This window comes from Luteolibacter sp. AS25, from assembly GCF_046736275.1.
In the GTDB taxonomy this organism is placed as follows: domain Bacteria; phylum Verrucomicrobiota; class Verrucomicrobiia; order Verrucomicrobiales; family Akkermansiaceae; genus Luteolibacter.
Genome location: NZ_CP151837.1, coordinates 235061 through 259981, shown reverse-complemented (window position 1 = coordinate 259981; position 24921 = coordinate 235061). Strand labels below are relative to the sequence as shown.

The following is a 24921-nucleotide window of genomic DNA, read 5'->3' as shown; positions in this document are numbered from 1 at the left end:
CCATCCACCATCGACTGTGGGAGTGACAAGCACCTCTCGAATAAAGGTCTACGCAATGGACTTCTTCTCTTGCTGCTTAGGTAAAGCCAGCGAGATCAGGCCGGTCGCGATGAGAAACAATGCGGAGGCGACCAAGCACCACGTCATTCCAGCAAGCCCGCCCTGACGCATGCCCAGCTGATACAGCAGCCCGGACAAAACCGTGCCCGCCAGCCGTCCGCAGGCATTGGCCATATAGTAGATGCCCACATTCATGGCGATTTTATCGTGATCCGTGTAGTCCAGGATCAGAAACGAATGCACAGCAGAATTTAGGGCGAAAATAACTCCGAACACGATCAAACCGCCGACAACGACAGCAGTTGCGTTCCATCCAACATACAGTCCAATCGCCATCAGGATCGGAATTGCGGCCAGAATGAAGGCAAGGCGCTTCGCAGTTTTCCCGGTGGGGTCTCTGCCACGCAAAATAGCGGGAGCTGCAGCCTGGACGCACCCGTAACCAATAACCCATAGCGCCATGAATCCACCGGCCTGCCAGAATTTCCAGCCAAGTACCGAGGAAAGGAAAACGGGCAATGCAACCACAAACCAAACATCCCGCGCTCCAAATAGAAAGAACCGTGCGACCGAGAGCATATTCACCGCGCGGTTTCTCGAGATAAGCTGGCTGAATTTCGACTTATTTCTCACATCTCCCAGCCCCCCGCGCATGAGCAGTCCCGCAGATATCATCGCAAGAGCCACCACCGCCATAATCACCATGACGGAGGATTGGAAATCCATCACAGACAGCAGCAAACTTCCGATAAAAAAGCCCACTCCTTTCAGCGCGTTTTTACTCCCGGTTAATAGCGCAACCCACCGGTAGAGTCGTCCCTCGGCATCTCCGGCCACGAGTTTTACCGCGCTTTTACTGCTCATCTTCGTGAGATCCTTCGCGATTCCGGACATCGCCTGGGATGCCATTACCCAAATCACCGTCAGTCCTGCGGCGGGCATGAATGCCAGCATACCCAGCGCAAGCAATTGCGTTCCAAGTCCCATGAATAGAGTGCTTTTCAGTCCATAGCGGGAGGCCAGAACTCCTCCTGCGAAATTCGTCAGAATTCCAAACAACTCATAGAACAGGAACAGCGAGGCCACTTGGAGCGCGCTGTATCCGAGTTGGTAAAAATAGAATAGAACCAGCATCCGGATCGCACCGTCAGCCATCGTATCCGCCCAATAAGCCATCGTCACGATGGCATAATTCCGGGTTCCGGAGGAAGTGCTCATGGGCGCTTAGAGCGAAAGGGCAACCTTACGGGCGAGTTCTGCATAGCGGCTGGCGTAGCCCCACTCATTGTCATACCAGGCGAGGATTTTCACCTGTGTGCCATTGGTAACCATAGTCGATGGAGCATCAATGATCGATGATCTTGGGTCGCCTTTGAAGTCGACGGAAACAAGCGGTCTAACCTCATATCCCAGAATTCCTGCAAGCTCACCTTCGGCAGCCTCTTTCAAGAATCCATTTACCTCCTCCACACTCGTCTCCCGTGAAACTTCGAAAACGCAGTCGGTCAACGAAGCATTCAACAGAGGCACCCGGACGGCCACACCATCGAGCTTGCCTACCAGATCAGGAAAGATCATCCCGATTGCCGTGGCGGAGCCGGTGGAAGTAGGTATCAACGACTGACTGGATGCCCGCGCGCGCCTCAAGTCCTTGTGGGGCGTATCAAGAATCGATTGCGTATTGGTCATGTCGTGGATCGTCGTGATCATGCCATGACGGATGCCGATTTTTTCCTGAATCACCTTCACTACCGGTGCCAGGCAGTTCGTGGTGCATGAGGCAGCCGTGAGAATATCGTGCTGCTCCGGATCGTATAGATCATCGTTCACACCGATGACCACATTCAGCGCACCTTTTTTTACTGGAGCTGCAACGATAACCTTCTTCACCCCAGCCTTGAAATATGCCTCCAACTGCTCGGGCGTGCGGAATTTTCCGCTGGCTTCCAGCACGATATCTACTCCGAGCTCACCCCACGGCACTTCAGAAAAATCCTTATGGCTACTGTGCCCGATCCGCTTTCCTTCCACTGTGAAATGATCTGCCTCTCCGGCGGTTTCGTATTTCCAACGCCCATGCACCGAATCGAAATGAAGGAGATGTGCGGAAGTAACTCCGTCGCCGCCTGTTTCATTCACGTGGACGAATTCCAGCTCGGGGAAATCCCAGCCAGCACGGAGCGCCAAACGCCCCATCCGTCCAAATCCATTGATGCCTATACGTGTTGCCATAATACTTTTTGTAGGAGGAAAAATTTAAGAAACCGCCATGAACCACCCCGTAAAACCCGCGTTTCCACACAGCAATCAAAAGGCGTAAAACCCAACGGAGTTTGTCATGACGAAAAAAATCGTAATGAATGACAAATATTTAGCAACGCCATTCTTCGTGACGATATCGACAGATTTTCATCCAAATCTCTCCGTCTTTGCCGATGGACAAAAGTCACTGGAGATTGAAAAAAATTGCTGCGTCCTTTTACCGATATGACCGTCTCTCCTTTTAGATAATGCCAAAACCAGCTTCCACCATAGATGTCGAACGACTTTCAAGCAACGAGCTGCGCAATTCCATTCTGAGATTCGTTCAATCCAGGGTAAGGGATTGCCACCTCGCAGAAGATCTCACGCAGGAAATCCTGATCCGAGGATTTGCCAAGGTTTCCGGCCTGAGGAACAAGGAGAGACTTGAATCATGGCTATTCCAGATCGCACGGAACGTCATCGCTGATTATTTCCGGAGTTCAAGGTCCACCCAAGCTTATCACGAGCACCTTCCTGATGTGGAAGACAATCTCTGCGGATACGTTCCGGAAGAGGAGGCAGTGCTTAGGGAAACGCTCTCCTCCTTCATCCGCGGAGTGGTGGAGTCCCTTCCTGCTATCTACCGAAATGCACTCTGCTACACTGACTACGAAGGTCACACACAAGCACAGCTCGCGGATCGGGAAGGCCTTTCACTTTCCGGCGCCAAATCCCGGGTCCAGCGAGCCCGGCAAGAAATTCGCGCGGAAGTCGCACGTTGCTGCCACATCGAGACCGACCGATACGGAAAAATTTTCGGAGTCGAGGCGAAGCAGTCTACCGAGGACTGCGGATAGCATTTTGGCCGCATCCGGCCCCGGCGGAAAATTTATCACATATAGCGCGTCCTTTTCCCGAACTCCCCGTCTTCCATGATATATGGAAAAACATTTAGAGAATCTTCCTGTCGCAATTATCGGAGCCGGCCCGGTCGGCCTTGCAGCAGCCGCGCATCTAATCGAGCGAGGCGAGACCCCGCTAATAATCGAAGCAGGCTCATCCGTCGGACATACAATCAAGCAATGGTCACACATCAGAATGTTCTCCCCATGGCGGCATAATATTGACCCTGCCTCCCGGCGTCTTCTCGAAAAAACCTGTTGGAACAGCCCGGACCCTGAAAAGTTACCTACCGGAGAAGAAATGGTCGGAGAGTATCTTCAGCCTCTCGCCGCCGTAGATCGAATCTCGCGCTCATTATTCCTCGGACAGCGCGTAGTCGCGATAACCCGCGACGGTATCGACAAGGTCCGCAGCCACTTCCGTGCTGAGCGACCATTCCTGATCCGCACTATCGACTCCGCGGGCAATACCAGATCACATCGGGCGAAAGCAGTGATCGATGCCAGCGGGACATGGGAAACCCCAAGCCCGATGGGAGCGGATGGCCTTCCTGTTTCCGGGGAATTGGAGAACCCCTCGCTCATCGACTACGGAATGCCGGATGTGAAAAACTCCCGTGAAACGGACTTCGCCGGTGCACATATACTGGTAGTTGGCAGCGGCCACTCATCCTTCAACGCGATCCTGGACCTTTTGGATCTAAAGGAAAAACACCCGCAAACCACCATCACGTGGGCAATGCGAAAGACTAAACTCGGCAACATCTTCGGCGGCGGAGCAACCGATGCATTACCCGCGCGCGGCCAGCTGGGACAGCGGGTGCGCAAAGCTGTGGAAACAGGTGCAGTGAAGATCCTCACCCCGTTGTCGATCGAGCGGCTCACCAAAAACAACTCTATCCCTTCACTCACGATCCACGCCACTGTCGGAAACTCTCCGGTAGAACTCATTGTGGATCGCATCGTCGTAGGCACAGGATTCCGGCCTGATCTTGGCTTCAGTCGGGAAATCCGCCTCAGCCTCGATCCTGCTCTCGAATGCGCGGAGAAACTCGGTCCATTGATCGACCCCAACGAGCACAGCTGTGGCAGCGTCCCTCCCCACGGAGCCCGCGAGCTTTCTCACCCTGAGCCCGGTTACTATATCGTCGGCATGAAAAGCTACGGCCGTGCTCCGACCTTCCTCCTCGCCACGGGATATGAGCAGGTCCGCTCGCTCGTTGCTGAAATCACCGGCGATCACGATTCAGCTGCCAAAGTTGAACTAAAATTACCTGAAACAGGTGTCTGCCAAACGGATTCCGCACCTACGCCGTGTTACGGAGAACTGGAGTCCGAGCCAAAAGCTCCCGACAGGGAAATCAATACAAGCTGTTGCAGATGAGAAAGAACACGCCTCACCTAACAAAATCATGCGAAGCTCCCCCGTGGAGGCTCGTATGGCAGTTGGCATGGGGCCAGCTTCTCGTCTGGGGTGTTCTCTACTACGCCTTCACCGCTCTTGCAGCACCCATCCACGCGGACACCGGTTGGAGCAGATCCCTTATCAACGGCGGCCTATCCGTCGGCCTTTTAACCTGGGGGATTCTCGCCCTACCCGTTGGGATGTGGATACAGCGACGGGGTGTAAAAGGAGTCATGACACTCGGCTGTCTCATCGGCGGAATATCATTCTCTGCATTAGGTTATGTCACCGATCCTTGGCATTTCTATCTGGCATGGGCCTGCATGGGTGCTGCGATGGCGGCACTCCTGTATGAACCTGCCTTCGCCGCAGTCACGATGGCTTTCGGCAGCCTTTATAAGAGGGGTATCGTCCTCATCACCCTGGTTGCCGGCTTTGCCAGCACCGCCTTTATTCCCTTTACCTACCTTCTTGCTGATCACTACGGCTGGAGAAATGCATGCAAAGGACTGGGCGCTGCTGTAGTAGCGATCGGAATTCCTCTTCATTGCCTGAACCTCCCCCAATCGGTTTCCAGACCAAGGGAAGATTCAGACAAATTACAAAAAACCATCGGCCACGCTATCAGAACCTTCAAAACTGATTTCACCAATAGAACCTTCCTCCTTCTCGCACTCTGGTTCACAGCTCACACAGCTGCATTTTCCGGACTGATTTTCCTAATTGTCCCCACTATGACATCCATGGGAGCGGACCCGGCGTCTTTGTTGGTGGCCATGGCTTTGATCGGCCCAATGCAGGTTCTCGGAAGATTGCTTGTTGCCTCCCGTAGCGGGAAATTTTCATCCATCGAGGTCGGCCGTTGGGCGATGATAGCCATGACGCTTTCGGTCCTCATTCTTATCGCCCTACCGCCCAGTTTTGCCTGGCTTCTCTGCTTCGCAGTCCTGTTTGGCACCGGCAACGGCCTTATGACGATTCTGAAAGGCACTGCGATCGCCGAATACTTCGGCACGCTACGCTATGCGGAACTCAATGGCGCACTCGCCACTCCTTCGATGATTTCAAAAGCCGCCGCGCCCTTTCTGCTCAGTGCAATCTGGGAAAATTCCGCGACTCCGACATACGTCTTCGTCACACTGTTTTTCGTCCTCCTCATCGGTCTAGGCGCAGTCCTGAATTTGCCCAATCCGGATCCGGAAATAGACGTTGTGCCATCCACCCATTAGCATACCCGCCGAACAAGCCTTCCTAACTCCCGGCACTACCCGGCACGACGGTCATTTTATTTACGTCCGCCATGTTCTTGTATCTCCAGGGTTTGTATCCCTCCCCTTTCAGAAATTTGATACTTATATTGCATTGGCGCACCTTCCATATGGGGATCGGTCCTGATTCGTATCCCATGATTTTATCACCATCGTAGTGGTAAAACAGGATGACGTGCCCGCCTGTGAGTAAAATATCTCCCATTTTCATCTCATCCCAGTCCACCGGATCACAAATGGAGGGTAGTTCCCGGGTCGATACCGGCGCTTTCAGCCCCCAGCAGCGCGATACGAATCCCGAACAATCAATTCCTACGCTTTCATCGCTCACCACGGAATCATTCCCGCTGATTTTGTATGAGTTCGCCACATCACCCGCCTTTTTGCCTTCGGCCAGGCCCTTCAGGAATGATTCAGGAGTATCGAACCCACCCCATTTGTAAGCCATTCCTGTGGCCTGTTCACCGGGCTTCCACCAGCCTTTCCGATCCGCACGGCTCACCAGAGTGGTGTCCGGGGTCTGCACCATGATCCCTTTGGTATCCTTTCCATGGCGAATGTGACGCTCCTCGGGCATCCATTGCACATCCTTATAGGTATGTGCGATCCGGATGGAGTCCTCGGGAATTGCCTTGTGGGGACCGCAGGAAACGAAAAGTGGAAAAATCAGCAACCCGGGGAGGAAACATCTAATATCTACTCGATTCCTCTTAGCGCTTTTTGTTCTTCGATCCATTTCCTATCCTTTTTCGAAAGCTTCGATTCATCCGTCTTGTAGCGCTCGCCACCGGGTTCGATGAGAATCAATTTTCCTTCCGAATAGGAGACAAGCTTGGCGAAGACCTTCTTGCCCTTTTTTCCCTCCCATTCACGGTAACCCTTGCCCTCGAGACTCTTCCTCCAGCTCGTGTACTGATAGGCGGATGCCGCCTCCGCCTGCTTGATCAGGCCCCAGTAAAAATCCCCCTCACCACGCTTATACCCGGTATCCCGCCAGAGGACTTCTCCGCTCGGGTTCAACATGAGAACCGTAGGATGCCCAAGCACCTTGTAACGCTTCTTCAGCTTCTTCACGTAATTCGCAATATCTGTTTTACGCGTGATTTTCTCGTCCAGTGAGAGATCCGTATCATCCACCTCGAAACCCGTATCAATCCGCAGCCGCACCACATGATCCTCCGCCCATTTTCCAAATTCACTGGTCGCGAAAAGCTCTTGTGAAAGCGCCTTGCACATCGGGCTGCGGGCGGAATCCGTAAACCAAATCAAAATCGGTTTCCCTTCGCGGGCGGCCTCTTGTCTCGCCAAGGTCTCGCTATCCTCCCACGGGCCCTTCTTAGGGGCGGCCATCAGTCTCTCCAGCTCAGGGATACCCGCATCCGGATTGTCCGGATCTGTGAAAACAATATCCTCCTCCGGTGTGATTTGAATTGGTTCGGATCGTGCATTCCCGCCGGCAATAATCGGAGTTCCGCCTGCACCAGCGCTTCCACGCAGCTTCGGAGGGATGCCTGAAGTACCGAAGGGTGATTTCGCCTCTTCCTCACCTCCATCTTTTGCACAGCCGGATATAAGCATCGCGCCCGCAGCAAAAAAAACAAAACTCCCGTGCAGGACAGCTTTCGGTAGGCGGGTATTCATCGGCATTATTTTTTCAGGCGGACAGGCGTTCCACAGGATGAGCAGCGGAACCAACCAAACGCTAACATATGCAGCGTCAGAGGAATCACATACCCCAAGCCGGGGATACGGTGCGCCTTGATATGTTTCAGCGCGGCTTTATGAGTGAACAGCCTCTGGTTACAAATCCTGCACTTCCCGCTACGGCCCCAGATCAGGTAGCCGAAACCGACCAAAGGCAAGGCGATTGGAAACGCGAGAATCCACTTCGGCACCCAAGGGAAAGTCATTGGGAATTCACGGGAAACCAGTAGCAAAAATGCGGAAATAATTGCCAGCGGCATTACCACCACCAATAGCAAAGTAATCATCCCGCCAATGCGCAGACTCCACGGGTGGGTGTGTAAAACTCCGCGAACATACCGCCGTGAGTTTGGATCCTTGCCACGATTTGTTTTCTCTCTAGGCGCGCGGATCAGAGCAACCCGATCCTCCTTTCCTTCCGGCACCAGCTTAAGAGCTTTCTCCGTTCTTTCGTGAGTTGAGTTGATGGCCTTGAATTTGGGTTTCTCTCTCATTTTCTCGGCTTCCTTTTTCCCAGGTCTCGCTGCCTTCCCACCCAGGCGGATGGAAGGTCCCTCTGCCAATTCGGTCTTCTCCACAGCTCCGGTTTTAACATCCAGATCCCCGGCATAGCAGCTCAAAAGCTGACCCTCCGGAATATCCGATACCCGTAACTCATTCTCCATTAGCTTCTTTCCAGGCAGAGGAATTGCGAAAGGAGCTTCGCTCAGCATTTCAAGCACCTCAGGGTCGGTCTCATAGTTTACCGGCTCCCCCATGGCCACCACCTCTTCGGATTTCTCCGCAACAGAAGATTCCTCATCGGTAGTCTGCTCTGATTCATTGGAATCTTCTTTCCTATCCGGCTCCTTCACTTCCTCCACTTCCACCGCATACTTCATCCATTTTTCGATCGAACTCACGGACGGATCCCGCTTGGCCAATTTCAGCATGTCGTTGGCCTTTTTCAGCTCAGCTGCGAGCCGCTCGGCATCGTAGGCTAGGAGCTGATGAAATTCTTGAATTCCGGCGCTCTCCAATAAATCGAGAGAGGCCGATCCAATTCCAGGGATATCTCGGAGTTCGGGCATTTGGAGGACTATGACAGAAAAGGGAAATTAGTTTAGCGCGTCGAGCATTTCCCCGAGTTGTTTCAACTTCACCTTCCAATCCTCGAGACGCTCTTTCTCCTGCTCGACCACTGCCGGCGGTGCACGATCCACGAAGCTTGCGTTACCGAGTTTCCCCTCGGACTTCTTCACTTCGATCAGCATTTTCTCGATTTCCTTGGAAATACGGACCTTCTCGGCCTCCACATCCACCATGCCCTCCATCGGCATGTAGGCCTCACCCACAGGTGTCACCGCTGCGGGAGTTCCCTTCGGCGCATCGTAGGAATCATCCGGCAATATTTCCGATGCCCCCGCCAGCAGGGCCAGCACATTGAGCTCTTTTGAAATCCATTCGCTAGCACCTTTGATGATGAAACGCACATCCTTGCGGGAGCCCAGATTATACTCGGCCTTGAGGTTTCTCAGGCGGGCAGCTGCCTCGTAAATCGCAGCAGATTGCTTTTCAGCGGATCCGATGCACTTTTTCGAAAGATCTCCCAGCAATGGAATTTCCGGAAGTGCCTTGCTCATCACAAATTCACCTTCAGCCACATAATTCATCCGGGAGGAAAGCTCCTCGGTCACGTGCGGCATGTATGGATGAAGAAGCTGCAAATAACGGCTCATCACTGCATCGAAAGTGCCCAGCGCAGCAGCCCGTGCCTCCGCGGTAGCGGATTCGCGCAGATCGGCTTTCACCGCCTCCAGCCATTTGTCACAGAAATCATTCCAGAGAAACTCATAGAGACGCTGCGCAACCTCGCCGAAGCGGTATTCCGCGTAGATTCCATCCAGGTCCGCTATCAGTTGGTCCAGCTTCGCCATCACTTGGATGTGATAAATCGGCAAGGTATCCATCGCCGGCAATGCCACGAACTCATTCCCATCCATCTGGCGGAAACGGCATGCGTTGTAGAGCTTGTTGGCAAAATTACGCCCCTCCTCAACCGAGCTTTCATCGAAGCGGACATCCGCTCCAACCGGCGCAATGCGCATCAAGCCGAAACGCAGCCCGTCTGCTCCAAATTTGTCCATCAGTTCGATTGGATCCGGTGAATTACCCAGTGATTTACTCATCTTCCGCCCCTTGAGATCGCGGATGATCGAGGTGAAATATACATTCTTGAATGGCAGCTGATCCTCGAAGCGGTAGCCCGCCATGATCATCCGTGCCACCCAGAAGAAAATGATGTCCGGGCCGGTCACAAGATCCGCCGTCGGGTAAAATTTCTTCAGAGTCGCTGAATTCTCACCCACATCGGACATGGTCGCGAACGGCCACAGCCATGAGGAAAACCAAGTATCCATCACGTCCTCGTCACGCTCCCACTCTCCTTCGGCAGGAGGCTCCACACCTACATAAATATCTCCCGCCGCCGCGTCCTTCGTCTCAAGCGACTCGGCATTCTTCAGCTCATCCAGCTTGTCCTTTTTATACCACACCGGGATCTGATGCCCCCACCAAAGCTGGCGGCTGATGCACCAGTCCTGCAGATTCTCCATCCAGTGGGAATACGTCTTCGCCCATCTTTCCGGGCGGAATTTGATCTCGCCGGAAGCAACCGCCTCGGTCGATTTCTCAACCTCCGGATAGCGCAGGAACCACTGCATGGAAATACGTGGCTCGATTGGAACGCCCGCACGCTCGGAGTAACCTACGCTATTTTCATATTCCTCCACCCCGACCAGCAGACCCATCTCCTCCAGCTTCGCAGCTGCCTTCCGGCGCGCCACAAAACGATCCAAACCATCGAACTCCGGCAGATACGGAGTGTTCATGTTTCCGTCAGGATGGAGAACGTCGATGATCTCGAGGTCGTGTTTCACGCCGATCTCAAAGTCCACCTTGTCATGTGCTGGTGTAATTTTCAGCGCACCTGTTCCGAACTCAAGATCCACCGCTTCATCGCCGATGATCGGGATGTGTGCTTCCGGGAAAGGGCGTTTCACCATTTTCCCGATGAGTTTACCCCACTTCGGGTGCTTCGGATGCACTGCCACAGCCACATCGCCCATCAGAGTCTCCGGGCGGGTTGTGGAAATTTCGATGAACTCGCCGGGGCTGTCCACCAGCTCGTATCTCATCGTGAAAAGCTTCGATTTCGAAGGCTTCATGATCACTTCCTCATCGGAAAGTGCGGTCAGGGAAACAGGGCACCAGTTCACCATCCGCTTGCCACGGTAAATCAGCCCTTCATTGAAGAGATCCACGAATACCTGGCTCACCCACTTGGTGTAGCCCTCGTCCATCGTAAAGCGCTCGCGCGACCAATCGCAGGAGCAACCCAGCCGCTTCAACTGCTTGATAATGATATCACCGTGCTTGTCTTTGAAATCCCAGATGCGCTTGAGAAACTCTTCACGCCCCAGATCATGGCGCGTCTTCCCTTCTTTTTCACGGACTTCACGCTCCACCTTCGTCTGGGTCGCGATTCCCGCGTGGTCCGTCCCTGGCAGCCACAGAACTTCTTTTCCCTGCTGGCGTGCGCGGCGCGCAAGAATATCCTGAATCGAGTTATTCAAGACATGGCCCAAATGCAGAATCCCGGTGACATTGGGAGGTGGAATAACGATGGCATAGCCCTCTTTCTCCGAATTTTCATCCGCACGGAAGCAACCGGCTTCTTGCCAGGCGGCATACCATTTTTCCTCCACAGCTTGTGGCTCATACGCTTTCGCTAACTCTGACATGGGGCGCGGATACTCGGCGAGAGTTCCGGATTTGTCCAGCTTCGGGGGAAATCGGGCCTTTTACGTTACCTATCCGGTCGAAAGCGCCGCCAATTTCACAGCACAAAAAAGCAGCCACGGGAAATTTATCCCATGGCTGCTTAAAGTTTTTACTTAGAAGCTTTCTATTTACCGAAGACTTTTTTCACGTCGCCGGTCTTCTCCTGCACCTTGCCTTCGGCTTGATCAACCTCGCCTTCGGCTTCCAGTCTTTCGTTACCTACGGCTGCACCTGTGGCTTCCTTGATCTTACCTTTTACTTGGTTTCCCATGCCTTCTGCTTTGTCTTGATTACCTGATTTCATAGTTTTTTATTTTAGTTAAAGATTCACATAAACGAATTGCACATTCCGTTCCGCCTCTGATCTTGGCTCATAAAAAACGCCATAACCCTTTTAGCGAAAGGATCAAAAGACACTTCACCTAAAACCTGTCATCACCCACCGGAAATCATTTGGCTGCATCTTGCACGTTTTAGTGCTATAAAATATCGATCTGCAATCCATACCCGGAAACCTGCCAACCATATGAATACCATCGCACGCTTCTATAAGGCGGAAGACGCCTACCTCTTCCGCTCCTATCTGGAATCGGAGGGCATTTCCGCCCATGTTTTCGATGAACATGTCCCACAGGTCCATTGGCTATATACCCACACAATTGGCGGAGTGCGCGTGGTGGTTGCCCCCGAGGATAGCGAACGGGCCGCTGACTTCTACAAAACTTATGACGAAACGATCTCGGCAGGTCCCACCGCCACCGGTGATGTGAAATGGTGGCCGCTCGTCCTCCTCGTCTCGGTGCTATGCAGCGTCCCGATTTTCGCTTTCGGCAGGAAATCCACTCTTCCACGGGATAGAAATCCGTGACTTTCCACGTGGTTGTGCGACCAATTTCGCAAATGAATCCCCGCAACCACCAGATAGCCGCCCTGATCCTTCGCGTAGCAATGGGTGCCTGGTTTGTCACCGCCGGAGGGATGAAGATTTTCGCCACCGGCCTCGATCGCTTTGTCGTCGATATCGAGAACTACCAACTCGTCAGTCACGATCTGGCAGTCATCACTGCCTATCTCATCCCGTGGCTTGAAGTCGTCGCGGGCATCTGCTTCATGCTCGGGGTTTTGAGGAAAGGCGCGTGGCTCGCCATGGTCGGACTGGTTCTGGCATTTTCCATTTCCGTAGGCTCCGCCTGGGCTCGCGGTCTCGATATCAGCTGCGGTTGCCTCGGCGGCACCGAAAAAATCTCCTACTGGAGGAAAGTCATCGAATTCGCCCTCTATTACGTTGTTCTCGCCTACATCGCATATGTGGAATGGCGCACTCCCGGCACCCCCGCCATCGATTCGGAATGATTCGCTGTTGAGATTCACCAAAATCCGTTGAAAGCTCCTATATGCGTTTCACTGAAAAACTGCAGCAGCGGATCAAATCCAGCGGCTCCCGACTCTGTGTAGGTTTAGATCCACGTCCCGGCGAGCACGGCGCCGACCATGCAAAGGACTTCCTCATGCAGGTCATCGAGCAAACAGCCGTCTGGGCCGCCGCCTTCAAGCCGAACATGGCCTACTTCGAAGCCATGGGCATCGAGGGCATACGTGTCCTTGAGGAAATCATGGCCGCCATCCCGGAAAACATTCCCGTTATCCTCGATGCGAAACGCTCCGACATCGGCGAAACTCAGAAATATTACGCCCAAGGTTACTTCAAGGGATGGAATGTTGATGCAGTTACCCTCAACCCCTTTCTCGGCTACGATTCCATCGAGCCATTCCTCGATTTTGAGGAAAAAGCCATCTACCTCCTCGCCGTCACTTCCAACGCCGGCTCCGCGGATTTCCAACAACAGACACTCGCTGATGGCCGCAAAGTCTTCGAGCTCGTCACCGCTCTCGGTGAACGCGCGAAGTCAGAAAACCGCGCAACAGACGTCGGCTATGTAGTAGGCCTCACAAACTCCGCCGAAGTCCTTCCTAAAATGCCCGACGCTCCACTTCTCGTCCCCGGCCTCGGCGCCCAGGGCGGCAGCCTGGCGGCCCTCGGATCCGCCGGCAGAACCGCTCCGGATGTCATCAACGTCTCCCGCGGCATCCTCTACGCCCAGGATGAAAAAGGCTTCCGCGCCCGTGCCGAGTATTGGATGGAGAAAATTAATTCCGAATACGCAGCCAGCTAAAAGCCCGACATGAACCCACCTTCGGAAAACAAATATTCCGGCCTGGCCCCACAAAAGGGCTGGCCCGGCCGCAATGCGAAATTTCTTCGCCACCGCATCGTTCCTGGCATGTTCAGCCGCCGCCAGGGCGCCATGCTCGAGCCAAATCTGGAACCCCCATCCGAGGATAAGGTCCGCATCACCTGGATAGGACACGCATCATTTTTCCTGCAATTCGCAGGCAACTCCGTCGTCGTGGACCCGAACTGGGCAAAATGGCACGGACCCGTCAAACGCCTCCGCCAGCCTGGCCTCCGCCTCGAAGGCGTCCCCGAGGTCGATCTCGTATTGGTATCCCACGCCCACTTCGATCACCTCCACAAACCCAGCCTGAAAATCCTCCAGTCCAGCGATGGCATCGTCGTCCCCATGGGCAGCAAGACACTCGTCAGCCGCCTCGGATTCTCAACCGTTCACGAGATGAAAATCTGGGACGAGTTAAAGATCAAGGGCATGGAAATCATCCACACACCCTGCCATCACTGGGGTGCCCGCTACGTCCACGATACCCACCGCGATTACGGCGGCTACCTCGTCAAAGCAGGCGGGAAAAGCGTATTTCATTGCGGAGACAGCACCTACTTCGAAGGCTTTGAGGAAATCGGAAAACGCCACGAAATCGATATCGCACTCATGCCCATCGGCGCCTACGAATCACCCAGCGGCCGCGATGTCCACATGAACCCAGAGCAAGCTGTCCAGGCATTCATCGATCTCGGCGCCAAGGTTCTCATCCCAATGCACTACGGCACATTCCCGCTAGGAAACGAAGCACTCGAAGAACCCGTCGAGCGTCTCCTCACCGAAGCAGATCGCCTTGGAATCAGCGAAAAAATCCTTATCCCAGAGGAAGGTGTTGGCATCGAGTGGTAAACCAATCATGGCCCCCTCGAACAAAGAAAACACCGCTTTCAAAAACTGGATCAACCGCGATTCAGCAGGGCTGTTAGCCACCGCAGTTCACTCCGTACATCCGTCATTCGACCGCGAAACATTCCTCCAGATCGCCCTCGCGGACCTGGAGAAATTCGAGCTAAAAGCCCGAGTCAGACAATTCTCCCAAGCTCTCGCCTCCACACTCCCGCCGAGCATTCCAGAGGCCATCGAGATCCTCATCCGCAGCCTCCCTCCCGCACTCCCGGACTGCGAAACACTCTCATGCGGCTGGCATCTCTGGCCCATCGCCCAATTTATCGAGGATCACGGCGTCCCCCACCCGGCGGAATCCATCGCCGCGCTTACCGAGCTCACCCAACGCTTCACCGGCGAATTCGCCATCCGCCCCTTCATCATCGCACATCCGGAGCAAACCCTCGTTCAACTCGAGAAGCTCACCCAGCACCCGAACCCACACGTCCGCCGCTGGTGCTCCGAAGGCTCCCGCCCAAGACTTCCCTGGGGCAAGCAGATCCCCTACCTCGTCTCCAATCCTTCCCCCCTTTTCCCAATTCTGGACGCGCTGAAAAACGACCCGGAACTCTACGTTCGCCGCTCCGTTTCCAATAGCCTCAACGACATCGCAAAAGACCACCCGGATTTGGTCGTGAAAAAATGCGCCAGTTGGAGAAGCCAGAGCACCACCCCGGAAACCGCCCGGCTAATCCGCCATGCACTCCGCACCCTCGTCAAGAATGGCCACCCGGGCGCTCTGACACTCCTTGGCTACGCCCCGCCGGAAAACATCTCCAGCCAGCTCACTCTCGATTCCGAAACCGTGGAAATCGGCTCATCCCTGCCGATGACACTCACTCTCCGCTCTTCATCCGCAGAGCCTCAGAAACTCCTGATCGACTACGCAGTCCACTACATCAGGAAATCCGGGCAAACCTCACCGAAGGTTTTCAAATGGAAAACCATCACCCTTGATCCAGGCAAGGAAACCTCATTTTCCAAAAGACACTCCTTCCGCCTCACCACCATCCGTGCCCTCTACCCCGGCGGGCACGCCATCGAAATCCTCATCAATGGCCAAAGCACGGAAATCGGAAAATTCGCTCTCACCCCGGCCCGGCAAAACTGAAAGTGAGCAGTTGAAAGCCCCCAATAACGGTAAATTTGCCAACAGGCAGCTAATCCCTGCAAACCCACCGCTAGCGGATTTCTCCAGCACCCATGATGATTTCTCTCATGGCCTGCAAATGGAAAAAGCAACCCGACGCGCAATGTGCATGCGCATTTCGGCTCACCGCTGGCACAGAGCAGATCGTGCGTGATTTCACCACCCTCGGGCAAACTACCCTCGTCCTAAGAGAGCCAGGTCTGAGCCTTTCCAAATACACCAACTCGCCCTCTCAGGAGGTCGACGCACACAGCCCCATGCTCATGGAGGGCTCTGATTTGTACCTCCTGCGCGATCACGAAACATCAAAGCCCACCCTTGCGGTGGCGCGCCCCGGAAAGACCGTATCATGTACACTCCGCCTCGAGGCACTTGAGTGGAATTCACCCATCCTTCGGAAATTTCTTCTCGAAAGTATACCCAAACCCGTCGCCTGCCCGGATGCACGAAACCTTGGCGCCGGATTCTGGATGGACGATTTCGGACCGAAGTGCGCCGAAAACACCGATCATCTGCTCGCCCGGGAAGCCTGCCAGACCATCCGCCACTGCCAGCATCTGGAAATCCACCTCCAGGCGGAAACCTGCCACATTCATACCTCCTGCAAACCCAGCTTTGTCGACTCGGAGCGGAACATCATTCGTATCTCGGACCGCGCCTGCAGAACCGTCGTCTACGCCGACGCCGGAGACCCTGATTTCCGCCTCAGCTACCTGGCGGACAACAAACTGCAACTCACCCGTCACAGAGCCACAACCCCTCTACCACTCCAAATCCGATGAATAGAAATCCTATTTCCACTGAAAATTATCACCTCTACGGAACCTCCCCCGCCCAAATTCTCTGCAACATAGAACACTCGGACCAACTCTATCTGCACACTAGAAACCCAGTCGCGGAAATCTCAAAACTCGGCAGCGTTCTCGACCTCCTCATCCTCGACGCGGGCGGCACCTACACCTTCCCGGATGCCAGTCTTTCCGTCCGCCCGGAAGAAATCACCAGCGTGATCGGCACCACGCTCACCCATCAGGAACGTGGCTTTGAAGCCATCGAATTTATCTCACAGGACAGCCTCCGCGCACTCATGATTGCCGCTATCCCCAATATTTCGGACTCCGAGCTGTTTTCACTCAATCTCGCCGGTTGCCGCCGCTCCCACCTAGGCAGGAAAGAGCAGACCAAGCTTCTTAACCAACTCGAAAGCAAAACCAGGAAGCCATGCAAGTGCTGCTCCAAAGCCTCGAAATGGAGACGCGAAAACGCCGCGCAACTTCCCTTCTACCACTGGATCTCAGACGTCCTTTCCACGGAACCGAGTATCACCTTCCAGGCATCTTCGAAAGCCACCTCCCTATCCGTCACCGTAGTCGATGGACAGCTTTCCCTCGAAAACGGATTCATCTCCATCGTCTCCCACGATATTTGCAGCATCGTGGAAATTGACCTTGGAAACATTCATATGATGCGTCTCGAAACCTTACACATGGATGGTGAAAACCACTCGAAAATCTCTATCTACAACTCCTTCGGGACCGTCTCACTCGATATCCTCATCCCCGGGGACAAGCACCTCGAGCGCTGGGCAAACATTCTGGATGGCAGATAGTATGAGATCCGAAATCTAAAGAAAATCCGAAGGCTTCCGGCCCGTCTCGATCATAAACGCCTTGGTAAAATGACTGAGACTACTGTAGCCCACTTCGAAAGCCGCCTCGGTCACAGAGCACTTTTCCTCGGTGATCAGTTGGAGCGCCCGTTCAACCCTCATAGAACGTAAATGCCGTGAAAGAGTTTTGCCCGTTTCACTGCTGATCAGGCGGCTTAACGAAGTTGCCGTCAGCGATGCCCGCTCCGCCAGCCCAGCCAGATCCAGCGGCTGATCGAGATCCTCCCGCAGCCGCAAAAGCGTGCTGGCAACCCGTGTTTTCATCACATCCTTCTGCCGCACACAGAACAGTGAACGGTCCTTCCGGAAAACCTGAAGACTCATGAATCCCCGGATCTGCGCGTGTATCCATAAATCCCGCACAAGACCATCTTCGGGCGGAGATTGTATCACCGAATAAATGGAGTGCTCCCACTGCGTAAGAACCCGAGCCGGTGCCAGCCTATCTACAGATCCCTCTTCCCACCACCTTACGTAATTTCCCGCTTCACCCCCCAGACCACCCCTAAAAAAGTCAGAAATCCATTCGGAGCTCACCTCCAGCACCAGGAAATCATACGCTCTCCTCGATGTAGCCATCGTCGCAGCAGTCAAATCCCCGGCAGCCCGGAAACTCCCGATCATCTGCCCGACCAAGTGGATCCGCTTCTCACCCTGTAGAATCATCAGATCCCCCCCGAAATTCAGGCAGAAAATATGCCGGGATCTCCCCAGTGTGACTCCCCAATCCTCGGAAAATCCCGAAACCCCGCCCCAATGAGTCAGCCGCATATCGCAGCCATCATCATGCAATATCGTTTTACGAAGTTTCATCGGAGCTCAATCGATTATCCGTTTAAGCTAATGCATCTCAATAGCAATATTGAAGATAACTAACAGAGAGAAAGAAATACCCGGGAAACGCGTTATAGTAGCAAGGATTTATTCACGACCGTTTCATGCGCTTTCAAAACACATCACGCCGCTCCTTCCTCAGACTCGGCACCTCCGTCCTGGCATTGCCATTTCTGGAAACGTTTGCCTCTGCCCGGAACCTCGCCGCCACCCCACCCAAACGCATGATCTTCCTCGGCGGCGGATTTGGCTTCACCAAGCAAACGTTCTACCCGAAAAAAGCCGGCCCCTTCGCCGAAATCGGCATGACAGAAGGCCTGGCCCCGCTCAAGCGCCACCTGAATGACCTGACAATGGTCTCCAATCTCACCAACCTCGGCGCCACCAACCCACACGGTGGAAGCTCCTCATACCTCACCGGTGCCAACGTCGCGGGCACGCCCGGAAAACGCTTCTTCAACTCCATCTCCTGCGATCAATTGGCCGCCAAACACCTCGGCAAGGACACCCGCTACCCATCCCTCATCCTCTCCGCAAATGAGGAAGACGGCATGCAAAACTCCGGCCACGGCGCAGGGCTCTCACTTTCTTGGGACGCCGATGGAAACCCGATCCCCGGCATCAATACCCCACTTGCCCTCTACCGCCAGCTCTTCGCAACAGCCGCGGACTCCGGCTCCCAGCTCCAGTCACAACTCAAGGAAAAACAAAGCATCCTGGATGTCGTCCGCCTCGATGGGCAGCACATGAAACGCACCCTCAGCAAAAACGATAACGAGAAGCTGGACGAATATTTCACCGGAATCCGCCAGGTGGAAAAAGGCCTCGAACGCCAAGCCATTTGGGCCGATACCCCGAAACCAAAGGCACCCTTCGACGCACCAGACGAAGGCATCTCCGGTGAAGAAGCCATCCACCTTATGTATGACATGATCATTGTCGCCCTCCAGACCGGCATGACCAACGTCGTCACCTATCGCCAGCCCGTCACCTCACTGCTCTCCGGCATGGGCATCACTCTCAAGGCGCACTCCCTCAGCCACTACGGATTCTCGGAACCGCGCACCGAGGCCTCCCGTCAGCGCGATCAAAAATGCTCCACCCTCCTCGCCCACTTTATTGATCGCCTCAAGGAAGCGAAAGACAGCGACGGCTCACGCCTCTTTGACAACTGCATCCTCAGCTACGGCTCCAACCTCCGCAGCGGCCACGAACTTAAAAACGTCCCCGCCATCCTCAGCGGCGGCGCAGCCAAAAACATCAAGCACGGCAGCCACCTCATCCTTCCCAAAGCCGATACCCCCCTCGCCAACTACTGGCTCACCCTGATGCAACAGGCCGATGTCCCCGTCCAAAATTTCAGCCACAGCACCGGAAATATCCCCCAACTCCTCTCCTAAAGGAAAATGCCCCGCACCATCATCTTCCTGGGATTCCTGCTGCTCACAGTCACCGCCGCTCACGCCCAAAATCACATAGAACTTCCACAGGAAAAAATTCAACCCTTCCTGGAGAACTACTGCATCTCCTGCCACGGCCCGGATAAACAAAAAGGCCAGGTCCGCTTCGACCAACCCAACTGGGAAATAACCAACAACGACACTGCCCAACGCTGGCAGGATGTCCTCGATCAACTCCACGGAGGAGACATGCCCCCGGAAGACGAAAAACAACCGCCTTCAGCAGAACTCAACGATCTCCTGGAAACCCTCACCGGCAGCCTCGAAACCGCCCAACAAAATCTCAATTCACAGGGCGGGGAAATCAAAATGCGCCGCCTGAACCGCCGCGAATACAATAACACCATCCGCGATCTCTTTGGCTTCGAGCTCAACCCCCACGATATCCCGGAAAACAGTGAAAGCGAAACCTTCGATACCGTCGGAGAAGACCAGTTCTTCACATCCGCCCATTTCGAAAAATACCTGACTCTCGGCCGTGAAATCGCCGATTTATCGATCAAAACCAACACCACCTCCTACAAGGAGTCCACCATCCGCCGCACTCAGCCCGAAACAGATATTGTCGGGAATTTACTCAAGAAAGTCGCCGAGTTTGACCGTAAAAAAGCCCTTATCGAGGCCGGAAAATCGTGGAAAGAAAGCGGCTTCAAAGATCAGGGGGAAAAAGAAATACTCTTCCGCCAATGGGAAACCCGCGTCGAACGACCACGCAACTACATCCAATACCCTCAAGCTGAAACCGGCGTTTACCTCAGCAGTATCGTCAAAACCGCCAACGTAGCAGCACCCGGCGACCCACGCGCTGACTACCTCATCCGCATCCGCGGCGGGCTTCATAATCTCAATGGCAAAACAAACGAACTTCGCAAAATCGTCAGCATCAGCGATAGCGATCGGATCCTCGGCACACTCAAACTTCGCGGCACCACTGAAAACCCCGAGTCCGCGGAAATGCCCGTCCGCCAACTCATGGGGCAAAACAGAATTTCCCTGAAAGTCAGCGAAAACACCCCGAAATCCACCAACTCCTACTTCAGGAAAATTGCCGCAAATACCAAAGCCTCGGATCCCAACGCCTCCATCTGGATCGATTGGCTGGAAATAGAAGGCCCGTTCTACCCGGAAAAACGCCCCATCATCGAGGAAATCCTATACCCGGACACACCCACCGGAAAAGGCAGCGCCATCCTCCACCGGGATCACCAGGCACTCAACTTCATCCAGCAATTCACCTATCACGCCTTCCGCCGTAAAACCCCGGATCCAGCCTACATCAAGGCCCTCCACGATCACTTCAAGGAGCAACGCGCCGCCGGAATCAAATACAGGGAATCCATGGCGGAAGTCATCTCTATCATCCTCTCCTCCCCCGGCTTTCTCTTCATTCAGGAAGCCGCGCCCGCACAAGATAGCCCACACCCCGAACTCACCAGCCGCGAATTAGCCATCCGCCTTTCCTATTTCCTCTGGAGCAGCCCCCCGGACGAGGAATTATACGCATCGGACCTTAAGGATCCCGCCCAATACTCCGCTCAAATCGATCGACTTCTAGACGACCCGAAAGCCCGGGCCTTCCGCGACGGCTTCATCGATCAATGGGCGGAACTTGATCGCTACGATGCCATCACCATCGATGACAGCAAATACTACCGCTTCAACGAAGCCCTGCAGCGCGACGCAAAAAGAGAGGTCCAGGAATTCTTCGGCACGCTCATCGAGGAAAACCTCCCCACGGAAAATCTAATCCATTCGAACTTCGTCACCGTCAACGCTGCACTCGCCAACCACTACGACCTCCCCTTCCCGGCCACCAAGACGAACGAATTCCAGAAAATCTCCCTCCCGGAAAACTCCCCACGCGGCGGCCTAATTACTCAAACAGCCTTCCTCGTTGCCGGCTCCAATGGAGAGCGCTCATCCCCCGTCATCCGCGGCGCACTCGTCATGGAGAAAATCCTCAATGACAAACCATCTCCACCACCCCCAAACGTCCCGGAACTCGGATCCGCAACCAAAGAGCCCAAAACAAACCGGGAAATGGTCATTCTCCACCAAAGCCAACCCGTTTGCTCCTCCTGCCACAAGGTGATGGATATCATCGGCTTCGGCCTGGAAAACTTCGATACCATCGGCCGCTGGCGTGAAACCGAAACCGTTGGCAAAAAAGAAATCCCTATTCAGCCCGGTGGCACCCTCCCCGGGGGCCAATCATTCGCCAACGTACGCGATCTCAAAAGGCTGCTCCTAACACAGACCGACCCCCTGGCACACCAACTCACGGAATCTTTCCTGACCTACGCCCTGGGCCGCCGCATTGAATTCTCGGACCAACCGGAAATCAAAAAAATCCTCGAGAAGACAAAACAGGAAAACTACCCCACCCGCACCCTCATCAAGGAAGTCGCGCTAAGCCCACTTTTCAAAAAATAGTTCGCTGGATCGCCCCCCGAAATCCGCCGGAACTACCCATGGAAAGCAAGCCCGGTAGCAATCACAAAACCTCGCTCAGCCAGCCATCAATCTCCTCCACAAGGAGATCATAATGCCCGTCAAACATATGACCGGCGCCTTCCACCATCACCAGCTTCTTCGTCGCGGTAATCTTCCGGTGCACATGCACGCTATCCTGCGGCAATACCACATCGTCCGCCGTTCCATGGAATAAAAGCCAAGGCACCGGCACACTCTCCGCCGCATCAAAGGTATGCTCGATCTGATGGAGATCATCCACGAAAGCCTGGGAAAGCGGCTTCGTTTCATCCTCCCACATGCAACCCTCTCCCGGCGTTACATCGCCGAATTCCGCCTCGCAAAACTCCTTTGTCCGCACCATTCCCGCTAGTGTCACGAGCACGTCGATCCTCGGATCTCGCGCAGCGGTCAGCGCAGCCACCGCACCTCCCATGCTGTGCCCCACGTATACGATTTTTTTGTCCTCCTTCACCACATCCAGCACAGCCTGAAGATCCGCCACCTCCTTGGAGATTGTGCTATCCTCGAATTTGCCTTCGGAAGCTCCGTTACCTGAAAATGAGATTCGCAGCCCGGGCCAGCCCTTTTCAGCCAGTCCCTCGGCCACCTTCACCATCAGATCGCGATCCTTGTCCCCCGTGACCCCATGGCCATAAACCACCAGCACATCCTCACGCGCTCCTTCATGAACCGCATGATCGATCCGCTCTCCCTGCTTGTTGGCAATTTCCATAATCGTTTTCGTAAAATAAAATCTAGTCTTCCCGTCCCTTGAACGTGAGCTCCGCCACGCCGGACTTATCCAGCTCACCTTTCCCCGCATTGATCAACTTCCGATACTGTCCTTCCGTAGCCTCGGAAAGCGGCACTGCCACCCCCGCTCCTTTTGCCAGGTTGTTGGCAATTCCACTATCCTTCGCAGCATGCGCCGCAGAGAAATAGCAATCGTGATCCCTCGTCACCATATCTTCCGCATCTGTTTCCAGCACCCGTGAATTCGCACCCGTTTGCGAAAAAATTTCGCGCAGCATCGCCAGATCCAGCCCCAGCGCATCGCCCAGGCCCAGCCCTTCCGCCAGACCAGCCGTATTGATGTTCATTACCATATTTACCAGTGCCTTCACCTTCGCCGCGGAACCGGCAGGCCCCACGAATCTCAGCGCCGTGGAAAGCACCTCCAGCAGTTCCTTGTTATTCTCAAAGACCTCTTCCTCACCGCCAATCATCAGATACAGCGTCCCCTCGCGTGCTTGGGTGATGCTCGAAGCCATGCAAGCCTCCAGCGTCTTCGCCCCCGCTTCATTGCATTTCTCCTCAATTGCCACCTGCACCTCGGGAGTCAGCGTCGCACAATTCAGGAAAACCTTCCCCTCCGCATCTTTCAGCAGCCTGTCTTTCGTGAAAATTGACCGCATTGCCTCATCATCGGTCACCACCGTTAAGACCACGTCCGCTCCCGCTGTCACAGCTGCCAGATCAGCCACCTGCTCCGCGCCCAATTCCTCTGCAATCTCCTTCGCTAAATCCTCATTCAGATCATACACCGTCCCGATCTTATATCCGCTATCTTTCAGATGGCGCGCCATGTTCGCTCCCATACGCCCGACTCCTACAACTCCGATTCGTGGTTTCATGCACTACCCCTAAGACAACCCGCACGAAAGTAAAGGGACCAGCCATCAATCCCTCGCATTCTGCTAAAATAGCGCTACTGCATACATTCCCACATCCTCCGGGCCGAAATTTACCACATCAAAAGCAAAAAAGTAATTCCCGAGATCCGTTCCGCTGTAACAATAGCAAAGGAAAATCCACCGATCCCGCAGCAACACGCATCCATGACCGCACAGAAAACGAAAACACCCTTCAAACAATTGCTGAAGGACTACATCCTCATCCTACTTTCAGGATTTCTGTATGCGGCCGCCCTGAAATATTTCGTCCTCCCATCCAAGGTCATCCTCACCGGCACAGAAGGCATCGCCACAGCACTGTCCTATTATTTTGAAAGCTACTGGCTGTTCATAGGACTCTATATCGTTTTCCAGACAGGACTCCTCACGTTCGGTTTCGTCGGAGTCAGCAGGGTTTTTGCGGTTAGGTCCCTGGTGGTGGTCACCACTGTTGTTTTATCACTGATATTCATGCCGGAGCTTCGTTTTGCCCAACCGGAGCCACAGAATGAGCGGATCATACTTGTCATATTCGGCGGCATCCTCGCCGGAGTCGCCAAAGCAATCGCATTCAGAAGCCGTGGCTCCACCGGAGACGAGGACATTCTCGGAGCCTATTTTGCCATCAAATATCTCCAGCCCGTCGGCTCCATCGCCATTATTGCCTCCGTCGGATCCACCGCATTCGGCCTCGGACTGGATTTCCTGAAAAACGGAGACTTCGAGCCCCTTGTTAACACCCTGATGTATACCTGTATCTACATCTTTGTCTCCGCGGAGACACTCAACAACCTCTACAAGAAATTCAAAATCACCATGCTCACCGTCATCACGCGGAAAGAGAAAGAAGTGGGAAAATCCATCACCTCGACATCCGCCCACCGCACCTACACCGTGGATGAAGGCACCGGCGGCCATAGTAGCGAGCCATTTAGTATCATCAGAAGCATCATTACCCAGGAAGAGCTCCCGCAGATGATCTCAGCAGTCCAAAGCTCGGATCCGGATTGCTTCTACTACTTCCACGATATCGAGGGCATCTCCAGCCGTTACTACATCTCTCCCATCGGATAAAGGCGCCTTGCATATCACCATTGCAGCCTCTTTGCAGCCGCCCCGAACAGCGTCTTATT

Annotated in this window: 23 protein-coding genes; 13 read left to right on the top strand and 10 right to left on the bottom strand. The window is 54.3% G+C overall.

Annotated elements, in window-relative coordinates; translation table 11 throughout:
• Positions 1-48: 48 nt before the first annotated feature.
• Both arsJ and AAGA79_RS01125 read right to left on the bottom strand, forming a co-directional pair.
• On the bottom strand, positions 49-1278 hold the full coding sequence (gene arsJ / locus AAGA79_RS01130; RefSeq protein WP_411826944.1) for an organoarsenical effux MFS transporter ArsJ: 1230 nt from the start codon (positions 1276-1278) through the stop codon (positions 49-51).
• Positions 1279-1284: 6 nt separating this feature from the next.
• Positions 1285-2292: an ArsJ-associated glyceraldehyde-3-phosphate dehydrogenase gene (locus tag AAGA79_RS01125; protein ID WP_411826943.1), complete on the bottom strand. Its 1008-nt coding sequence runs from the start codon at positions 2290-2292 to the stop codon at positions 1285-1287.
• A gap of 278 nt (positions 2293-2570) precedes the next feature.
• Between AAGA79_RS01125 and AAGA79_RS01120 the strand changes: the two genes are divergently transcribed.
• The 3 genes from AAGA79_RS01120 (at position 2571) to AAGA79_RS01110 (ending at position 5840) form a co-directional block, all read left to right on the top strand.
• Positions 2571-3161, top strand: a complete 591-nt coding sequence (locus tag AAGA79_RS01120) for a sigma-70 family RNA polymerase sigma factor (RefSeq protein ID WP_411826942.1) — start codon at positions 2571-2573, stop codon at positions 3159-3161.
• 82 nt (positions 3162-3243) lie between these two features.
• Complete coding sequence (locus AAGA79_RS01115; RefSeq protein WP_411826941.1) at positions 3244-4590, top strand: NAD(P)-binding domain-containing protein; 1347 nt, start codon at positions 3244-3246, stop codon at positions 4588-4590.
• Positions 4587-5840, top strand: a complete 1254-nt coding sequence (locus AAGA79_RS01110; RefSeq protein ID WP_411826940.1) for an MFS transporter — start codon at positions 4587-4589, stop codon at positions 5838-5840. The genes AAGA79_RS01115 and AAGA79_RS01110 overlap by 4 nt, the downstream gene beginning before the upstream one ends.
• 22 nt (positions 5841-5862) lie before the next feature.
• Here the strand turns inward: AAGA79_RS01110 and AAGA79_RS01105 are convergent, their stop codons facing one another.
• The 5 genes from AAGA79_RS01105 to AAGA79_RS01085 form a co-directional block, all read right to left on the bottom strand.
• Positions 5863-6552, bottom strand: coding sequence for a hypothetical protein (locus tag AAGA79_RS01105; protein ID WP_411826939.1), 690 nt, complete (start codon positions 6550-6552; stop codon positions 5863-5865).
• A gap of 23 nt (positions 6553-6575) precedes the next feature.
• Positions 6576-7520 (bottom strand): thioredoxin fold domain-containing protein, encoded by a 945-nt coding sequence (locus AAGA79_RS01100; RefSeq protein ID WP_411826938.1) that lies wholly within the window; start codon positions 7518-7520, stop codon positions 6576-6578.
• A 5-nt stretch (positions 7521-7525) separates the two neighbouring features.
• On the bottom strand, positions 7526-8653 hold the full coding sequence (locus AAGA79_RS01095; RefSeq protein WP_411826937.1) for a DUF4332 domain-containing protein: 1128 nt from the start codon (positions 8651-8653) through the stop codon (positions 7526-7528).
• Between the two features lie 27 nt (positions 8654-8680).
• Positions 8681-11365, bottom strand: coding sequence for a valine--tRNA ligase (locus tag AAGA79_RS01090; RefSeq protein WP_411826936.1), 2685 nt, complete (start codon positions 11363-11365; stop codon positions 8681-8683).
• A gap of 164 nt (positions 11366-11529) precedes the next feature.
• Positions 11530-11709: a CsbD family protein gene (locus tag AAGA79_RS01085; RefSeq protein ID WP_411826935.1), complete on the bottom strand. Its 180-nt coding sequence runs from the start codon at positions 11707-11709 to the stop codon at positions 11530-11532.
• Between the two features lie 222 nt (positions 11710-11931).
• Here AAGA79_RS01085 and AAGA79_RS01080 point away from each other — a divergent pair, with 222 nt between their 5' ends.
• From AAGA79_RS01080 to AAGA79_RS01050, 7 genes are all read left to right on the top strand, one after another.
• Complete coding sequence (locus AAGA79_RS01080) at positions 11932-12273, top strand: hypothetical protein (RefSeq protein WP_411826934.1); 342 nt, start codon at positions 11932-11934, stop codon at positions 12271-12273.
• Between the two features lie 32 nt (positions 12274-12305).
• A complete protein-coding gene (locus AAGA79_RS01075) occupies positions 12306-12758 on the top strand; it encodes a DoxX family protein (protein WP_411826933.1) in 453 nt (150 codons plus the stop codon).
• Between the two features lie 41 nt (positions 12759-12799).
• Entirely contained in the window at positions 12800-13579 is a 780-nt protein-coding gene (pyrF, locus tag AAGA79_RS01070; RefSeq protein ID WP_411826932.1) for an orotidine-5'-phosphate decarboxylase, read from the top strand.
• A gap of 9 nt (positions 13580-13588) precedes the next feature.
• Positions 13589-14491: an MBL fold metallo-hydrolase gene (locus AAGA79_RS01065; RefSeq protein ID WP_411826931.1), complete on the top strand. Its 903-nt coding sequence runs from the start codon at positions 13589-13591 to the stop codon at positions 14489-14491.
• 7 nt (positions 14492-14498) lie between these two features.
• Positions 14499-15638 (top strand): DNA alkylation repair protein, encoded by a 1140-nt coding sequence (locus AAGA79_RS01060; RefSeq protein WP_411826930.1) that lies wholly within the window; start codon positions 14499-14501, stop codon positions 15636-15638.
• 92 nt (positions 15639-15730) lie between these two features.
• Entirely contained in the window at positions 15731-16459 is a 729-nt protein-coding gene (locus tag AAGA79_RS01055; protein WP_411826929.1) for a hypothetical protein, read from the top strand.
• The gene (locus tag AAGA79_RS01050; RefSeq protein ID WP_411826928.1) at positions 16456-17286 is read left to right on the top strand and encodes a hypothetical protein; all 831 of its coding nucleotides are present in this window, start codon (positions 16456-16458) and stop codon (positions 17284-17286) included. The genes AAGA79_RS01055 and AAGA79_RS01050 overlap by 4 nt, the downstream gene beginning before the upstream one ends.
• Positions 17287-17301: 15 nt before the next feature.
• Here AAGA79_RS01050 and AAGA79_RS01045 read toward each other — a convergent pair whose 3' ends face one another.
• On the bottom strand, positions 17302-18159 hold the full coding sequence (locus tag AAGA79_RS01045; protein WP_411826927.1) for a helix-turn-helix domain-containing protein: 858 nt from the start codon (positions 18157-18159) through the stop codon (positions 17302-17304).
• A gap of 125 nt (positions 18160-18284) precedes the next feature.
• On the opposite strand from AAGA79_RS01045, the gene AAGA79_RS01040 reads away from it, so the two are divergent.
• Both AAGA79_RS01040 and AAGA79_RS01035 read left to right on the top strand, forming a co-directional pair.
• Complete coding sequence (locus AAGA79_RS01040; protein WP_411826926.1) at positions 18285-19580, top strand: DUF1552 domain-containing protein; 1296 nt, start codon at positions 18285-18287, stop codon at positions 19578-19580.
• 6 nt (positions 19581-19586) lie between these two features.
• Positions 19587-22073, top strand: coding sequence for a DUF1592 domain-containing protein (locus tag AAGA79_RS01035; RefSeq protein WP_411826925.1), 2487 nt, complete (start codon positions 19587-19589; stop codon positions 22071-22073).
• A 61-nt stretch (positions 22074-22134) separates the two neighbouring features.
• Here the strand turns inward: AAGA79_RS01035 and AAGA79_RS01030 are convergent, their stop codons facing one another.
• Together AAGA79_RS01030 and AAGA79_RS01025 are read right to left on the bottom strand one after the other, a co-directional pair.
• On the bottom strand, positions 22135-22848 hold the full coding sequence (locus AAGA79_RS01030) for an alpha/beta hydrolase (RefSeq protein ID WP_411826924.1): 714 nt from the start codon (positions 22846-22848) through the stop codon (positions 22135-22137).
• 22 nt (positions 22849-22870) lie between these two features.
• Positions 22871-23749, bottom strand: a complete 879-nt coding sequence (locus tag AAGA79_RS01025; RefSeq protein ID WP_411826923.1) for an NAD(P)-dependent oxidoreductase — start codon at positions 23747-23749, stop codon at positions 22871-22873.
• Between the two features lie 204 nt (positions 23750-23953).
• On the opposite strand from AAGA79_RS01025, the gene AAGA79_RS01020 reads away from it, so the two are divergent.
• A complete protein-coding gene (locus AAGA79_RS01020) occupies positions 23954-24862 on the top strand; it encodes a YitT family protein (RefSeq protein ID WP_411826922.1) in 909 nt (302 codons plus the stop codon).
• Positions 24863-24921: the final 59 nt, after the last annotated feature.

Coding starts and splice junctions, on each gene's coding strand:
- AAGA79_RS01030 (WP_411826924.1), bottom strand. CDS start 22,848: ATGGAAATTGCCAACAAGCAGGGAGAGCGGATCGATCATGCGGTTCAT.
- AAGA79_RS01040 (WP_411826926.1), top strand. CDS start 18,285: ATGCGCTTTCAAAACACATCACGCCGCTCCTTCCTCAGACTCGGCACC.
- arsJ (WP_411826944.1), bottom strand. CDS start 1,278: ATGAGCACTTCCTCCGGAACCCGGAATTATGCCATCGTGACGATGGCT.
- AAGA79_RS01075 (WP_411826933.1), top strand. CDS start 12,306: ATGAATCCCCGCAACCACCAGATAGCCGCCCTGATCCTTCGCGTAGCA.
- AAGA79_RS01115 (WP_411826941.1), top strand. CDS start 3,244: ATGGAAAAACATTTAGAGAATCTTCCTGTCGCAATTATCGGAGCCGGC.
- AAGA79_RS01085 (WP_411826935.1), bottom strand. CDS start 11,709: ATGAAATCAGGTAATCAAGACAAAGCAGAAGGCATGGGAAACCAAGTA.
- AAGA79_RS01025 (WP_411826923.1), bottom strand. CDS start 23,749: ATGAAACCACGAATCGGAGTTGTAGGAGTCGGGCGTATGGGAGCGAAC.
- AAGA79_RS01050 (WP_411826928.1), top strand. CDS start 16,456: ATGAATAGAAATCCTATTTCCACTGAAAATTATCACCTCTACGGAACC.
- AAGA79_RS01065 (WP_411826931.1), top strand. CDS start 13,589: ATGAACCCACCTTCGGAAAACAAATATTCCGGCCTGGCCCCACAAAAG.
- AAGA79_RS01020 (WP_411826922.1), top strand. CDS start 23,954: ATGACCGCACAGAAAACGAAAACACCCTTCAAACAATTGCTGAAGGAC.
- pyrF (WP_411826932.1), top strand. CDS start 12,800: ATGCGTTTCACTGAAAAACTGCAGCAGCGGATCAAATCCAGCGGCTCC.
- AAGA79_RS01060 (WP_411826930.1), top strand. CDS start 14,499: ATGGCCCCCTCGAACAAAGAAAACACCGCTTTCAAAAACTGGATCAAC.
- AAGA79_RS01110 (WP_411826940.1), top strand. CDS start 4,587: ATGAGAAAGAACACGCCTCACCTAACAAAATCATGCGAAGCTCCCCCG.
- AAGA79_RS01090 (WP_411826936.1), bottom strand. CDS start 11,365: ATGTCAGAGTTAGCGAAAGCGTATGAGCCACAAGCTGTGGAGGAAAAA.
- AAGA79_RS01125 (WP_411826943.1), bottom strand. CDS start 2,292: ATGGCAACACGTATAGGCATCAATGGATTTGGACGGATGGGGCGTTTG.
- AAGA79_RS01055 (WP_411826929.1), top strand. CDS start 15,731: ATGATGATTTCTCTCATGGCCTGCAAATGGAAAAAGCAACCCGACGCG.
- AAGA79_RS01095 (WP_411826937.1), bottom strand. CDS start 8,653: ATGCCCGAACTCCGAGATATCCCTGGAATTGGATCGGCCTCTCTCGAT.
- AAGA79_RS01045 (WP_411826927.1), bottom strand. CDS start 18,159: ATGAAACTTCGTAAAACGATATTGCATGATGATGGCTGCGATATGCGG.
- AAGA79_RS01100 (WP_411826938.1), bottom strand. CDS start 7,520: ATGAATACCCGCCTACCGAAAGCTGTCCTGCACGGGAGTTTTGTTTTT.
- AAGA79_RS01035 (WP_411826925.1), top strand. CDS start 19,587: ATGCCCCGCACCATCATCTTCCTGGGATTCCTGCTGCTCACAGTCACC.
- AAGA79_RS01120 (WP_411826942.1), top strand. CDS start 2,571: ATGCCAAAACCAGCTTCCACCATAGATGTCGAACGACTTTCAAGCAAC.
- AAGA79_RS01080 (WP_411826934.1), top strand. CDS start 11,932: ATGAATACCATCGCACGCTTCTATAAGGCGGAAGACGCCTACCTCTTC.